Annotated in this window: 10 protein-coding genes and 1 pseudogene; 4 read left to right on the forward strand and 7 right to left on the reverse strand. The window is 62.2% G+C overall.

Annotation, left to right across the window (positions count from 1 at the left end; all coding sequences use genetic code 11):
* Positions 1-399 precede the first annotated feature (399 nt).
* On the forward strand, positions 400-1,839 hold the full coding sequence (locus C1A30_RS25930; RefSeq protein WP_235010202.1) for an amino acid permease: 1,440 nt from the start codon (positions 400-402) through the stop codon (positions 1,837-1,839).
* Between the two features lie 106 nt (positions 1,840-1,945).
* A pseudogene (locus C1A30_RS25935) lies at positions 1,946-2,730 on the forward strand (SDR family NAD(P)-dependent oxidoreductase).
* Between the two features lie 30 nt (positions 2,731-2,760).
* Here C1A30_RS25935 and C1A30_RS25940 read toward each other — a convergent pair.
* The 3 genes from C1A30_RS25940 to C1A30_RS25950 form a co-directional block, all read right to left on the reverse strand.
* Positions 2,761-3,432, reverse strand: coding sequence for a haloacid dehalogenase type II (locus tag C1A30_RS25940; RefSeq protein ID WP_369974183.1), 672 nt, complete (start codon positions 3,430-3,432; stop codon positions 2,761-2,763).
* 369 nt (positions 3,433-3,801) lie between these two features.
* Entirely contained in the window at positions 3,802-4,425 is a 624-nt protein-coding gene (locus C1A30_RS25945; RefSeq protein WP_200828435.1) for a carbonic anhydrase, read from the reverse strand.
* A 766-nt stretch (positions 4,426-5,191) separates the two neighbouring features.
* Positions 5,192-6,013 (reverse strand): MOSC domain-containing protein, encoded by an 822-nt coding sequence (locus C1A30_RS25950; RefSeq protein ID WP_101951178.1) that lies wholly within the window; start codon positions 6,011-6,013, stop codon positions 5,192-5,194.
* A gap of 1,099 nt (positions 6,014-7,112) precedes the next feature.
* Between C1A30_RS25950 and C1A30_RS25955 the strand changes: the two genes are divergently transcribed.
* Positions 7,113-7,364: a hypothetical protein gene (locus tag C1A30_RS25955; RefSeq protein ID WP_101951179.1), complete on the forward strand. Its 252-nt coding sequence runs from the start codon at positions 7,113-7,115 to the stop codon at positions 7,362-7,364.
* A gap of 58 nt (positions 7,365-7,422) precedes the next feature.
* Here C1A30_RS25955 and ilvC read toward each other — a convergent pair whose 3' ends face one another.
* From ilvC to C1A30_RS25970, 3 genes are all read right to left on the reverse strand, one after another.
* Positions 7,423-8,424: a ketol-acid reductoisomerase gene (gene ilvC / locus C1A30_RS25960; RefSeq protein ID WP_101951180.1), complete on the reverse strand. Its 1,002-nt coding sequence runs from the start codon at positions 8,422-8,424 to the stop codon at positions 7,423-7,425.
* 443 nt (positions 8,425-8,867) lie between these two features.
* Positions 8,868-9,458 carry a chorismate mutase gene (locus C1A30_RS25965; RefSeq protein WP_160112797.1) on the reverse strand — a complete coding sequence of 197 codons (591 nt, stop codon included), beginning with the start codon at positions 9,456-9,458 and terminating at the stop codon, positions 8,868-8,870.
* A 407-nt stretch (positions 9,459-9,865) separates the two neighbouring features.
* On the reverse strand, positions 9,866-10,837 hold the full coding sequence (locus C1A30_RS25970) for a LysR family transcriptional regulator (protein WP_101952884.1): 972 nt from the start codon (positions 10,835-10,837) through the stop codon (positions 9,866-9,868).
* Positions 10,838-11,700: 863 nt separating this feature from the next.
* On the opposite strand from C1A30_RS25970, the gene C1A30_RS25975 reads away from it, so the two are divergent.
* The gene (locus C1A30_RS25975) at positions 11,701-12,336 is read left to right on the forward strand and encodes a LysE family translocator (RefSeq protein WP_101951182.1); all 636 of its coding nucleotides are present in this window, start codon (positions 11,701-11,703) and stop codon (positions 12,334-12,336) included.
* A 74-nt stretch (positions 12,337-12,410) separates the two neighbouring features.
* Here the strand turns inward: C1A30_RS25975 and C1A30_RS25980 are convergent, their stop codons facing one another.
* Positions 12,411-13,748 carry an acyl-CoA dehydrogenase family protein gene (locus tag C1A30_RS25980; protein ID WP_160112798.1) on the reverse strand — a complete coding sequence of 446 codons (1,338 nt, stop codon included), beginning with the start codon at positions 13,746-13,748 and terminating at the stop codon, positions 12,411-12,413.
* Between the last annotated feature and the right edge of the window lie 163 nt (positions 13,749-13,911).

The following is a 13,911-nucleotide window of genomic DNA, read 5'->3' on the forward strand; positions in this document are numbered from 1 at the left end:
TCGAAGGCCGAGCGGGCCGATAACCTTGGGGGACAGAGGCTCTGACAGCACGCCGAGGCCGTCAACGCCAGGGCGAACGGGACGGGGTTCGAGCTCAATTTCGCTGATGACCCTCATTCGCGATACGAATCATGCACCTGCGCAACCCAAACCAAGCGCCGTTGATGTGGTCAACTTTACAAGGTCGTGCACACAGGATGGCGGGGAATCGATAGCTCGACCCCTTCCATCGATACAGCACCCCTGCGACGCACGCGAAGTGACCGGGCGTCCAGTACGTCAACACGCGAACCGTTAGGAGACACTGGTGTCAGTCAGGTTTATCTGTCGCCCGCGGGCAGCAGGATTCGCCAGCTCGCTGCCTAGGCACGCATCCCACACGCGAACGGTGTGAACAGCGTGCACATCTTCAATACGTCTTCGGCCGGCATCTTCCGGCGCAAGCCAGTCGACGATGTCGAACCGGAGGATGCAGGCCAGGGCGCAGGCCTGCAGCGAGTACTCGGGCTATGGCAGCTCACCGCTCTGGGAATCGGTGGGATCATCGGCGCGGGAGTGTTCTCGCTGGCCGGTGCGGTGGCCAAAGAGTCCGCGGGCCCGTCGGTTGTGCTGTCTTTCGTCGTCGCCTGCATCGCCAGCGCCTGCGCTGCGCTGTCCTACGCCGAGTTCGCCGGGATGATTCCCAAGGCGGGCTCCGCCTACACCTACGGCTATGCCGTGCTGGGCGAAGGGGTGGGATGGCTCATCGGCTGGGATCTGCTGTTGGAATACACCGCCATCGTGGCCGTGGTCGGCATCGGCATATCCGGATATTTCGGGTTCCTGGTCGAACAAGTCGGAATCAGGCTGCCGCAGTGGATGCTTGGAGCACCCGGCAGCGACCCCACTCAGCCGGGCCGGGTCGTCGACCTGTTTGCCGTATTGCTGTGTCTGCTTATCGCATTCGTCCTGACTCGTGGAATGCGCAGCGCCGCGCGGATCGAGAGCATCCTCGTCTGGCTGAAGGTCGCCGTGGTCGTCCTCATCATCGTCGTCGGAGTGTTCTACGTGAAGACAGGCAACTACACCCCGTTTTTCCCCTTTGGCTGGAGCGGCGTCTTCACTGGTGCATCAGTCGTTTTCTTCGCTGTATTCGGGTATGACGCGATGAGCGCGGCCGCCGAGGAATCTGCGCAGGCACGAAAAGTATTGCCGAAGGCCATCCTCTTGTCGCTTGCAGTGTCGATGATGCTCTACGTGCTGGTCTGCCTCGTGCTCACCGGGATGGTCAAATACAGCAGCATCGACGCCGAATCGCCGTTCGCGCAGGCATTCGCCGATGTCGGTCTGCCCGGCATCGCGACGTTGATTTCGGTCGGCGCCATCCTGGGGATCGCCACCGTCATGTTCACCTTCATGTTCGCGGTCACGCGAGTCTGGTTCTCCATGGCCCGCGATGGTCTGTTGCCGAAATGGTTTGCCGCCGTGGACGACAAGCGGCGAGTGCCGGTGCGGGTCACCTGGATCGTGGGGATTGGGTCGGCGTTGATCGCCGGATTCACCCCGATTGCACAAGCTGCTGAGCTGACCAATATCGGTATCCTGCTTGCCTTTGCCATCGTGTGCACGGCAGTCGTCGTGTTGCGTTACCGCTCACCTGAGATTGAGCGCGGCTTCCGCACGCCGGGCATGCCGGTGGTGCCGGTGATCGGGGTGGTCTCTTCTCTGTGGCTGACCACGTATTTGACGTCGCTCACATGGGTCCGGTTCGTGGTGTGGCTGGTGATCGGACTGGTCATCTATGCGACTTACGGATACCGGCATTCGATGCTCAACACCAGGGTGCCGATCAACGACTGACCAAAGTGCCCAAACGCGAGATGTCACGGGCTTGTGAGTGCCGAGAGGTGTTGCCCGCGAACGCCCATCACCGAACGCACGCATTATTGAGAGGAAGAATGACGTGATGCGAGTACCACCGTCGGCCTCAGGGACTGCTGTGGTAACCGGTGCCTCCTCCGGAATCGGAGCTGAGATCGCCCGGGCCTTGGCCGACCGCGGTCACAATCTCACGCTGGTCGCGCGCAGGGAGGACCGCTTGCAGCTACTGCCGCCGAATTGGCCGAGCGGGTGCGTGTTGACGTGCTGCCCTGCGACCTTGCCGACTCCGATCAGCGTGAACGCCTCTTCGGTGCCATCACCGACCGAGGGCTGACGGTAGAGATTTTGGTCAACAATGCTGGCATCGGAACGATTGGCCCCGCCGCCAACACATCGGTGGAACGGCACCTCGCCATGGTGCGCGTCAACGTCGAAGCTGTCATCGACCTGACCACTCGCGCGGTGGGTCCGATGGTCGCCGCTGGCCGGGGAGCCATCCTCAACATCGGGTCGGCGGGCGGATTCGTCCCGACGCCGGGAATGGCCGGATATGCCGGTACCAAGGCCTTCGTCTACCTTTACGGTGAAGCGCTGCGTGGTGAACTCCAAGGCAGCGGAGTGAGTGTGACGACGATATGTCCCGGCCCGGTACGAACCGAATTCGTGATCGCGACAGGTGCCAATCCAGACGCGCTCAGCTATCCCGAGTTTCTCTACACCCCCGCCAGCGATGTCGCGCGGGTCGCGGTCGAGGCACTCGACGAGAGAGGTGGGGCGGTCATCGTCGGGTGGCCGACGCGCTTGGTGACCGGCCTGATGCGGATGCTGCCCAACGACCTCACCATGCGGATGCTGGCGCACATGGGATAGCTGCCGGACGAAGCCAAACAGGCTGAAAACCTAGCGCTTCCGGCGGATAAGCTCGCCGGCCAGCTCGGGGATGTTCTCTGCTATCAGGTCGGCCACGGGGATGCCGGCTGCGACGATCGGGGCGGTACCGCGCCGCGTGATGAGCGCGCCCTGCATGCCTGCTCCCTGGGCGCCGATGATGTCCCACGTGTGGGCCGCGATCATCATACAATCCGACACCTCAACGCCGACTTCTGCAGCGACACGTCGATACAGATGCGTCGACGGTTTGAACAGTTTGGTGCTATCGACGGTGAATTGCTTCTCGAAGTAGTCACTCAACCCTGCGTTGTCCAATGGTGAGGCAGTGTCGGGTCGGTGCGGGGAGTTGGTCAGCGTGATAAGGCGATAACCCTCTGACCGCAGTTGTTCGAGTCCCGCCTCGACATCGGGATGCGCCGGCATCGTGCGCATGGCCTGTTCGAGCAGATCCGGATCGTCGTGGGCCAGCGAGACGTTACGACTGGACGCCAGCAGCTGAAGTACGGCTCTGCCTAGCGTGAAAAAGTCGGCGTAGTAGCCCGATAACGTGAGCGTCATCGAGTGCAGAACGAGTTTGTCGAACCAGGTGTGTAATACCGACGCATCACCGAACAAGCGCTCGAACAGCGGGCCCAGTGAGCCGAGGTCCAGCAAGGTCTCGTTGACGTCGAACACCAGCACGCCCGGTGTGTCGACCGCGTCGCGGGTTGTGGCGTTGGTCATCGGTCTCCTTCGGAAGCAAGATGGCGCAGAACGCGTTGTGGGCACTTCTGCATCCTCGACGGTACCGCCCCAGTGGGTGTGGAGCGCATCACCTGTTTGGGTTACGCCACCCACTAGTGTCACACCGGACCGCTGATCTCATGCGAACACCATCGCAGACAGCGCACCAGCGACCTGAGTTTGGGCGCTGGTACCCGTGACCGGGCATCGGCATCACGGTGCCCCACTCACTTTCGAGAATGTGGGTCAGACGACCCAGTGGCTACTTCGACCACTCCGTCCCGGCCACGTAAGAATGGCCCATAGACCGAGTCGCTCAGGACGATGTCAGATCAGGTCCACCGTGCCGGTGTCGAGACTGTAGTAGCCGCCGACCATTTTGAACTTGCCCTGCTTCTCCATCGGTCCCAAAAGAGGCGACTGACGAAGCTGGGCGAGGGTAAGTGCCACGTTGGCGTGAACAGCATTGGTCACCCGGTCGCCGGGCTGACCCAAAACCTGCTGTACGGCGGGAGCGAGTGCGCCGGTGAGGAATCCGAGGTCGTCCTGGCCGGTTGTCTTCTTGTCGAACGCATCGACAGCAGCGGTCAGCGCCCCGCACCGCTGATGACCAAGCACCATCAGCAGAGGCGTATTCAGCTCGGCGACACCGAATTCCAGGCTGCCGATCACAGATCGATCCAGCACCTCCCCAGCGGAGCGGATGACGACCAGGTCGCCGAGACCGCGGTCGAAAACAATTTCCGGCGGAACGCGCGAGTCGACACAGCTCAAGATTGTCGCGAAGGGTTTTTGACCGGTCCTGACGACCGTGCGCCGATCCAGGTTGTCGTCGACGTGTTGTTCTTTGTTGGCGGCAAAGCGCTGATTGCCTTGAGTCAGCAGTGCCAACGCCTGGTCAGCGTTTGCCGCCAGCGGTTGCGGGCTCTGGTTGTTGGCCGCTGAAGTCATAGGATTAGTCGTTGACTGCACTGATGAGCTCGAAGCGCCGTTGGCGGTGCGAGCGCCCGAAGGCGAACATGAGCTGACAGACAAAGCGCCCACACCGCCGACGACGGCGGTCATGGTCGTGGCGAGAAAGTCGCGGCGTGAACGCCCGCGATAAAAGTTCATGGAAAGAGTCCGTCCGGTCAGTTTGATTGGTACGCATCAGCGTAACGCGATGCCAGAAATATTTGATCTCGGCGTACAGCCCATTCGGTGCTTGGCGGGGTGGTCTCATGAACCACCATTGCTTGTCCGCATCGACATTTCCGGATGCGAATACGCTGTGCACCAGAACGCACGCGCGGCTCTCGGCCGGCGTGCTCCTCACTTCGGGCGGCCAGATGACAGCAGGCGCTAGGTGCAGGGCACTGACAGGAATGAGCTGTCTCTCGACCGCGCGGGGATCAGCCGAATACCGTTCCCGCAGTGGTGATGAACCCACCGGTGCCGGCGGAGAAGAGCCACGTTCGACGAAGCGTTGGCGGGCAGATATGCCCGCGACTGCGCCTCGACGACTTTTTGAGGTTCGGTGAGGCCACCAGGGCCAGCCTGAGTCGATGATCGAAATCCGGACGCCCCGTCACCGTTTCGCGGAACGCCGGTGAGCCGCTGCCGACCAGATGGCCTCATTCACATCACGAGCGCCAGGCGACCTCGTTATCCCAGTGATTGTTCGGTCCCACCGGCACGACCCATTTGGGGCGCCGTCATGCGGTAATGCCACACTCTCTCATTCCAGCTCAATGGAATCACCGGCACGAAGAATTCCGGGCTCAAGGATCTCCAAGTAACAGCCTGCGCACGGAAGTACGCCGAAATCAAAAGCCGGCACGCGGTTCTCGGCGACGGGTGTCCGAAGCGCCTGGGGAGCGCCAGGCAGGCTGCCGTGTTCGAGCGTCGGGATGACGCAGCGCGGCGTAGGCCCCATCACGGCCAGCTTTACCGAGCCGATGCGCAGAGTGTGTCCGGTCCAGTCGTTTTCAGCATAGGCGGGGAATCCGGGCGGAGTCGCGATGATCAGGTTGGGCCGGTAACGCGCCCCCTCGACGCCGACGTGGTTCAGAGTCGCGGTGGTGATCGCGTGCAGCGGAGCGAAATCGGTGAATGATTCACCTGAGGTCGCCTGCGCTAGTTCCAGTAGCGGCGCGTCGACCTCGGCATCCACGCCGCGCTCGAGAACCTGTTCGGGGTCCGCGCGCTCGACCGACGCACCGGCCGGTCGCCGATCGATCAATTGCACCGCGCGCCCGAGGTATTGGGACAACCGCTCGTCGATCGAGCTGTCATCGACCGCGAAAGTCCCGTCCGGCGTTTCTATTTGTACACCAGCTGCTCCTACGGTTGCGCTGCACTGCAGCAGCCCCCGCCATAGCCGCGCCTGTTTTGCGCTTGCCACCCGACCGGTGTCACGGTCGATCAAAGCCAGTGACCGATCCCCATGCGCCCCGCACGAGTTCACGGACAATTCGTCGACACATTGGCCAAGCATCGACTTGACCGGGTAGCGATGCAGTGTCTGCACGCTTAGCTGCCCTGCGGGAACAATGTTCATTCGCCGACTGTAGTCTCGTCGTTCGCGCTCGGCCAGCCCCACATAGTCCGGTCACGACCGAAGATGCTCTGGGTGCGAGGAAATACCCGGCTGCTGCGTCCGTATTCCTGCAGCAGGTGCCTACGGCGGCAGGGTTTCGCGACATTGCCTACACCGCCGGGAATCTCGGCCCGCCGCCGCAGAACGCGCAACGACTGGCCGAGATCCGGTGAGGGCGGCCTGCGGGGTCCCCCTCGCTGGAAAACCTAGACCGGCGTCGCCCACTCCTCGCATCAGAACTTCGATGAGGGCCATCAATATTGTTTATGCCCACCGCTGGTGACGGGGCCGTCTACCGTCGTGGCGAAACACGTTATTGTCCGACGTCGGATCACCCGAAAGGCCGAGCACAATCGCGGGCGCCGCGGCCACGTGGGTCGTTCTGAGCGCACCGGATGGCTCCGAGAATAGTGGCGAACTTTCACCAGTGATCTAGGCGAGCGGGTTTCACGATCTGAATACCCGGCGATGTCACCGTGACCGCCGTAGTAGGTAGCGTTGCACATGGTTTGACGTACGGGACGCCAAGGCTGGCCATCGACGACCGCCATGCGCGACTCAGGCTGACAAGACAACGGGCGAGATCGCCACACTTACTGTGCCATAGAGATGAGGAGGCTAAGTGACTGAATCTCATCAGCGCTCACGTGCGGCCGACGCAGCCAGCAATCCGGCAGGTCACGTGTATACGATGAAAATCAGGGCCGTGGCCGAGCTTTCGCTGGCCGACCATCACACGGACCGTCCGGACACGGCGGCAAACGGTGAACGGCAGTTCGGTGCCCGCACTGAATACGCGCATATGCTCCCCGGCAGAGACAGCGGCATTTCTCACGCTGGTACGACGCGTGGGGTGTCCTCATTCAAGTCTTTACGGGGTCGGACACACGAGCGCGCCGCGACTGCCCGGCGCCCTCGCGAGGTGGGGTCACGAACCGATGCCAGCGACACGGCGTCAGTGGTATCAACCACAGTCCAGCGTGCCCTACAGGACAGAGCGCTGCGCTGTTGTGAGGTATGTGGGCAACGCGGCGCGACCAACGTCCACCACCGAGTGAGTGTGGGCCAACGTGGACGAGGCACGCTCGGCAACCTGTTGCTGGTGTGCGGCTCGGACGTGACAGGCTGCCAGGATCGGATCATCGCCAACCCCTTGTGGGCCAGGCAGTTTGGCTACTCGGTGCCGGCGACCTTCGAGCCAGCCGACGTAGCCCTCATGCGGTGGTCGAGGTGGACGGGCGGTCCCGAGACGGTGCTCATCAACGACCGTGGGGAGGTCAACCCGACGGATCGATCTCCCGGCCTGCCCTGAGAGCGGTTTGTGCACGTTTCGGAGCGGTGAGCGCTCCTAGACGCGCACAAATCGCTGATTAAGCGGTTTCGGTGATCGGGCGGTCGACCCAGCTCATCAGGTCGCGCAGCTTCTTGCCGGTCACCTCGATCGGATGCTCGGCGTTCTGCTTGCGCAGCGCCTCGAGTTCCTTATTGCCACCCTCGACGTTGGCGACCAGCCGCTTGACGAAGCTGCCGTCCTGGATGTCCTTCAAAATGGCGCGCATCCGGTCCTTGGTGGCGTCGTCGATGACACGCGGACCGGAGAGGTAGCCGCCGAACTCCGCGGTGTCAGAAATCGAATAGTTCATCCTGGCCAGGCCGCCCTCATACATCAGGTCCACGATCAGCTTGAGCTCGTGCAGCACCTCGAAGTACGCCATCTCAGGTGCATAGCCGGCCTCCACCATGATGTCGAAGCCCGCCTTGACCAATTCCTCGGTGCCGCCACACAGCACAGCCTGCTCACCGAACAGGTCGGTCTCGGTCTCTTCCTTGAAATCGGTCTTGATCACACCCGCGCGGGTGCCGCCGATGGCCTTGGCATACGACAGCGCCAGCGCCTCGCCCTCACCCCTGGGGTCCTGATCCACAGCGATCAAGCAGGGCACGCCCTTACCGTCGACGAACTGGCGGCGCACCAAATGCCCTGGGCCCTTCGGCGCGACCATGCCGATCGTGACGTTGGCCGGCGGCTTGATCAAGTTGAAGTGGATGTTCAGACCGTGGCCGAAAAACAGCGCATTGCCGTCCTCCAGATTCGGCTCGATGTCGTTTTTGAAGATCTCAGCCTGCGCGGTGTCAGGCGCGAGCAGCATGATCACATCGGCCCACTTGGCCACCTCGGCGGGCGTATCCACCTCCAAGCCCTGCTCGGTCACCTTGTCCCGCGACTTCGACCCCTCCCTGAGGCCAACTTTCACCTGTACACCCGAGTCACGCAGCGAAAGCGAATGCGCATGGCCCTGACTGCCATAACCGATGACACCGACCTTACGTCCCGCAATGATCGACAGATCCGCATCGTCGTCATAAAACATCTCTAGGCTTGTTGAAGACACTTGATATTTCCTCATCGGTTGTCCGGGTGAAACGGTCCTGCGGCATACCGTGCGGTGCGAAAGACACCACAATCCGGTCGCCGCCAGCGGTCGGTCAAGACTACTGAATGCTTGACCGGCGTTTGTCGCGTTATTCCTTACATGTCGATCCGACTGGCCCGCACGCAGCCCCCGGGCTCCAGCCACGCTGTAGGTCATGGTGTTACGGCGGTGCCGCGAGACGCTATGAGTTTAGCACCCGAAGCTGTGTCATCAGATGAAAGACGCTGTACGCCAGGCGTTCTAGGCGTCAATGCCAGACCGCGCGGCGGGCGCTGCTGAGCCTGCACCTCGCTTACCGCTGATGAGCAGCCGGTAGAGTCACACTGTCGTCGCTTGTCTGGCCGAGGTATGACCAGTGTGTCAAAGTCACCGCGGCCAACCTAGGCTGACCTTGGCAGCACCCGACAATACTTGCGGGTGGCATAGGCCAGAGAGGCCTGCAACGTTGAGTCGAGTTGGCGGCTCTTTATCACGATCGCCTTGGCGTCTTCGAGTTCCGTCCGATACGTGGGCGACTTCAAAAGGGTCCAGCGTCTAGCGATTTCGTCCACCGCCGCCCGGCTAATGGCATCGATGATGCGGCGGCACGCCAACAAGTTCGGCGCGCCGGTAGGCACACTGCCCGGATCGAGCTTCCATCGAGCGAAACGTCCGTGCTGCAAAGCAACTGTGGCATCGATCAAGTCGCGGAAGACATCGCGAACGTAGCCAGGCTCGACATCGTTGGCGATGGCTCGCTGTGCGGCGGCATCGATGACCTCCTGCTCGCGTCTGGAGTCGGTGATGTTCTCAGCCGCCTGAAACTTCCAAACTGCCAGGCCTTCGGCAGTCTGCAGTCGCTGTGCCGCAAGGTCGACGAGCGCGATGAGCGGATTGGGAAAGCTATACCAAATCCGCGATCTCAAGCCATCACGGCGTTTGACGAGACTGGTCGCGCGCAGCCAGTCTGCCTTGAGAAGATCGACTTCCATCTCGCTGACCGCCTTTCCTACTGGTGACTGCATGGCCGCGTTACCATGGCGCCTCACCCGGCGCCCGAAGGCTGCGTTGAATAGATCTGCAACATTGTTCCCGCAGAACGGTATCCGAAGGACACCTTGTCGAAGGTACGTCATCAGCAGATGTGAAGGCGTGGATGTGGTAAGGCCCAGCCAGTTCGTATCCCGACACCACACATAACTGTCCAGAATGCCTACTGCCGAGCATCGGATGGCCCGGGCTCAGGAATGTCGCGTCGTCGAGGCGTGGCCATAGGTAGAGATTCTCCTGGCGGCGGCCAGCGGGCCAGCGAAACCCGTGATGTGAAGGGGAGTTCACGAAGTACCCGTCTCGGGGGCGATCTTTGCCCCGCAGGAGCGGCCGTTGATGCGTGCGCTTCTCACGACGCCAAGGCTTCGGCGCACACATCCCTGGTCAACTCGACGTACACCCCATTGGCGTGGCCGGTAGGCGAATCGTTCGCACTGTCTTCGAGCAGAGAGACGAGATTACCTAGGTCGCGGCGACGTGACGTCGCAGACCACGCGGCCCATGTGCGCACTCGCAGTGGATCACCCGTCAGCCGGCGCCACGTGAGAGGCGATGGAAGAGCGCGTTGGCAGCTCGGTGGCGCCAGCGCAAAGGACCGACCGAGGCTAAGGCAGGCGTACGTCACATCGGGCGCCGGATCCTCGGTGTAGGTGGCCGACGGTTCGATATGTAAACCATAGCCACGCAAAGTGGCTGTCAGTTCGTCGAACCAGACCGGGCTACTCTCCCGTGGAAATCCATGCCATTGCAGACCCAGATCCATCAGCGCCTCCAAGGGCACTTCGTCTGACGGGCCGAGTCGCTCACATTGGCAATTGCTGATGATTACGCCCAATGGCTCATCAGAGAGCAGCACGGCATCGAGTTCAGAATACGCCGGGCGATGCCGAACCAGCCCGAGGTCAAGCTCACTCGTCTTGAGCGCATCGATTTGATTAATGGTCGAGAGCTGGCGAACAGATATCGCCGTTGACGGCCATCTCGCGGCCAGTGCCGACAACGCGCTGCTCAGCCCCGGGGGCAAAGCGAAGGGCATGCCGATGCGAAGCAATGCTTCTTCACCGCTGCCCTGCTGCATCCTGGCGACTGCCAGGTCGTAGCGAGCCAGTACCTCTCGTGCTTCAGTCACCAGCAATTTGCCTGCCGCAGTCGTCACGACACCAGCATTGGTTCGCTCAAGTAGGATGACGCCACAGTGCTTTTCGAGCCCGCGGATCGTATGCGAAATAGCTGGCTGGCTGAGGTTCAATCGCTGGGCCGCTCCGGCGAAACGTCCCTCTTCGACCACGGCGACGAAGGTCCTCAATTCGCGCAGGTCCATGATCACCGCCCGTATTGGCTGTGTCGGTGGCCCCCGAAGATGACTCGCCGGCCGCGGCGCTCGTAGAAGCGCCCGGCTGTGACCCGCTGGCCAACCTGCCGGCTCGGCCTTGGATTGCGCGCATGTCCTACCGAGCGCGCACAGCGACGGGCACAGGAGCCCTCGAGCGCAACGCGTAGACACTTCTGGGCCATACGACCCATTCTGCACCAGGAACTAGTAGCTGTCGACACTCTGGGCTGTTGATAACCGACACCCGCCTACGATTCGACGCAGGAGGACCCGCTAGTCGAGTCCAGCGATCGGTGCAGTCCGTTTGCTGAATGCCGAGGCGATCGCCCAGTCGCCGCCGACGGTGGCGGTGACCCTGTCCAGTCTGACGTGCAGTAAGTGGCTCTTGCCGGACCCTCAGAACGCTCTCTTCGCGGGTTGATCGAGCAATAGCCAAACCTCCTTCTCGCGGCACCACCATCCGTCCGGGCGTATCGAACGTTTCAATCGCGAACCGCACGGGACAGCGAGCCCCCTGCGCGCGGCGTTGCAACAACCATAGTCATAATTGGGATTGGTGACCCAAAATACGGATCAGAAGGGTGCTCGAGGCCAGGTCCTTTGCGATGTCGATGACACCGATAAGTACACGCGCACCCTGCGCCGGCGTCGCGGTCGTAGCCTGATAACGGTTCGTCGATAGCGTTCCGAGGTCTTGTTCGACGTTGGTACGTGAAATGCACCAACACGAGCGCACGACGACGTCCGTCGAGGATCGGCACAGACGTTGACTGTAACCGCGCCTCAAGGGGCACGGATGCGCCCCGACGTCCGATCCGACGGTCTTCAACTTCGAAAGGACCTTGCTAGTAATGAATTCCGACGTATTGAGCCTGATCACCATCGCAGGTGCGATCGTGATCGGGGCGATCAGTCCGGGTCCCAGCTTCGTGATGGTGGCTCAAACGTCGCTGTCAAAGACGCCACGCAGCGGCCGAATTGCAGCGCTCGGGATCGCGGCGGGCGGACTGGTGTTCGCAGTGGCAGCGACGGTGGGGCTGGGAGCCACGCTCGCCTACGCCGGCCCAGTCTTTCTCGCGATCAAGATCGCCGGAGGCGCCTATCTGGTCTATCTCGGCATTCGCTTGTGGCTGTCGACCAGAGGGCAACGATCAGCCGCGGAACCGATCGCCGTGCCCACCAGTAGGACGTTCGCGACTGCGCTGCTCACCCAGTTGAGCAATCCAAAGGCGATCATCGTCTATGGCAGCGTCTTTGCGTCGGCGCTTCCGCTGCACCCTTCGCACTGGCTTCTCATCACCCTTCCGGTAGCCGTGACGTGCATCGAGGGCTGCTGGTACCTCATTGTGGCTACAGTGATGTCGCGGCCTGGCCCAAGAGGCGTCTACGCCCACGCGGGAAAGCTTCTCGATCGCACTGCCGGCACGGTGATGGGTGGTCTGGGTACAGCCTTTGCCGTTGACGGTCTGCGCGCCGCTCTGCGCTGAGCCGGCGGGGGCGCTGCGGAGTAAGAATGCGGTCCAAAGGCCCTGTGCAGCTTGCGACGTCGTGTCCCGCGAGACTAGATCATGACGGTCACGGTCTCGGTGATGCCCAGCAGCGCCCGGCCGTATGCCTCGTCGGCGATCGCCGGGTTACTTGAGGCATGATGGCTGGCTGTCTCACAGTCACGCCATATACGTTGCAATGGTTGACCTTCGGCAAACGTTCTACTGCCGTGCACCGCGACTAATCGACGGACTGCTTCACGTGCGTGCACGACCGCACGCGTTGCGTGCATCTTGATGCGGGCTCGTTCGAGCAGACTGGGAACGGCCCCAACGATCCCTGCCTGGTCAACCTGCATCACGGCGCTGTGCGCGAGCATTCCCGCGACGTCGATGTGGTAGGCGGCCTCTGCGATGACCGCCCGCGTGGTGGGGGAGTCGGTGGCAGTCACATAAGTGGTGCCGGCGATACCCCGCTCCTCGAGGCAGGATAAAACAAGATCCCGCGCTGCACAGGCCATGCCGAGATGTGGCCCGAGCAGGTCGGTCGACGCTGCAGCCGCGAATGGGACCCGGTAGAGCGGACTGCGATGCGGATTAACAGCATGCTCGTCAGACAGAAGTTTACTGAGGGGGACGAATCGGTGCGAGGGCACCGAGACATCATGCGCGATAACGGTGTTGGATCCAGTGCCCCGCATCCCCGCCACGTGCCACGTGTCCTCAATTGTCAGCTCCGAAGCGCGAACGAAGACCAGACCTAACCGGTCCTCATCCAAATCTCGATCAGACACTTCGGCGCCCAGCATCATCCACTGCGCATGCAAGGCTCCGGAGCAGTAGGGCCATCGGCCGGAGAGCCGGAACCCTGCCCCGACACGATCGAGCGAACCCTCGGTGGAGATGACCGCTGCCACGAGCGCGTCACGGTCCGCACCCCAGATGTCCTCTTGAATGTCATCGCCACACATGGAGGCGAAACAGGCGTTACCCGTCATCAGGCTGGCCACCCACGCCGTAGCGCCGTCTCCGCGGCCGAGTTCGCGCATCAGCGCGAGCTTGGTGGCGAAGCTGACTTCGAAACCGTCAAACCGCCGCGGTTGCATCAGCCGCAACAGTCCAGCCTCGCGCAAGGCGTGAAGGTTCTCCTCCGGCAGTCGCCGCTCGGCATCGCCGCGAGATGCGTTGCTGCTCAGCAGTGGAACGAGATCAGCGGCCGCTGCCAGCAGGGCGTCGGCGTCGGCATCGTCGGCCGGTGCCTCGTCAATTACCGAAACCATGTTGCCGTCTTTCGGTTCGTCGCGCCCAATCAAACTCCCCTTAGGGATTGTCGCCGATCGGCAGCCGCCGCGAGAACCGGTCTTGTTATGCCAGGCATGTCGCGAGTAACTCACCGCGCTGGTAGGAGCCACGCAGCGCATCGCCACCGGTGCATGCGGCGCCCGATCGTCATCTCTACTCCTGGCCCGCGGCGTGAAAGCCGTCTGCGGTGGCCAGGTAGGCTGCGTATCGTACGCCCGAGCCCGCAGCGCATGCCCCTGATCAAGGCCCTAAGACTAGTCGACCGATCAAACC

Source organism: Mycobacterium sp. 3519A (assembly GCF_900240945.1).
Classification (GTDB): Bacteria; Actinomycetota; Actinomycetes; order Mycobacteriales; family Mycobacteriaceae; genus Mycobacterium.

Excerpts from the sequence above, each read along its gene's own strand:
- C1A30_RS25945 (WP_200828435.1), bottom strand. The coding sequence starts at position 4,425 with ATGACTTCAGCGGCCAACAACCAGAGCCCGCAACCGCTGGCGGCAAAC.
- C1A30_RS25950 (WP_101951178.1), bottom strand. The coding sequence starts at position 6,013 with ATGAACATTGTTCCCGCAGGGCAGCTAAGCGTGCAGACACTGCATCGC.
- ilvC (WP_101951180.1), bottom strand. The coding sequence starts at position 8,424 with ATGTTTTATGACGACGATGCGGATCTGTCGATCATTGCGGGACGTAAG.
- C1A30_RS25965 (WP_160112797.1), bottom strand. The coding sequence starts at position 9,458 with ATGGAAGTCGATCTTCTCAAGGCAGACTGGCTGCGCGCGACCAGTCTC.
- C1A30_RS25970 (WP_101952884.1), bottom strand. The coding sequence starts at position 10,837 with ATGGACCTGCGCGAATTGAGGACCTTCGTCGCCGTGGTCGAAGAGGGA.
- C1A30_RS25975 (WP_101951182.1), top strand. The coding sequence starts at position 11,701 with ATGAATTCCGACGTATTGAGCCTGATCACCATCGCAGGTGCGATCGTG.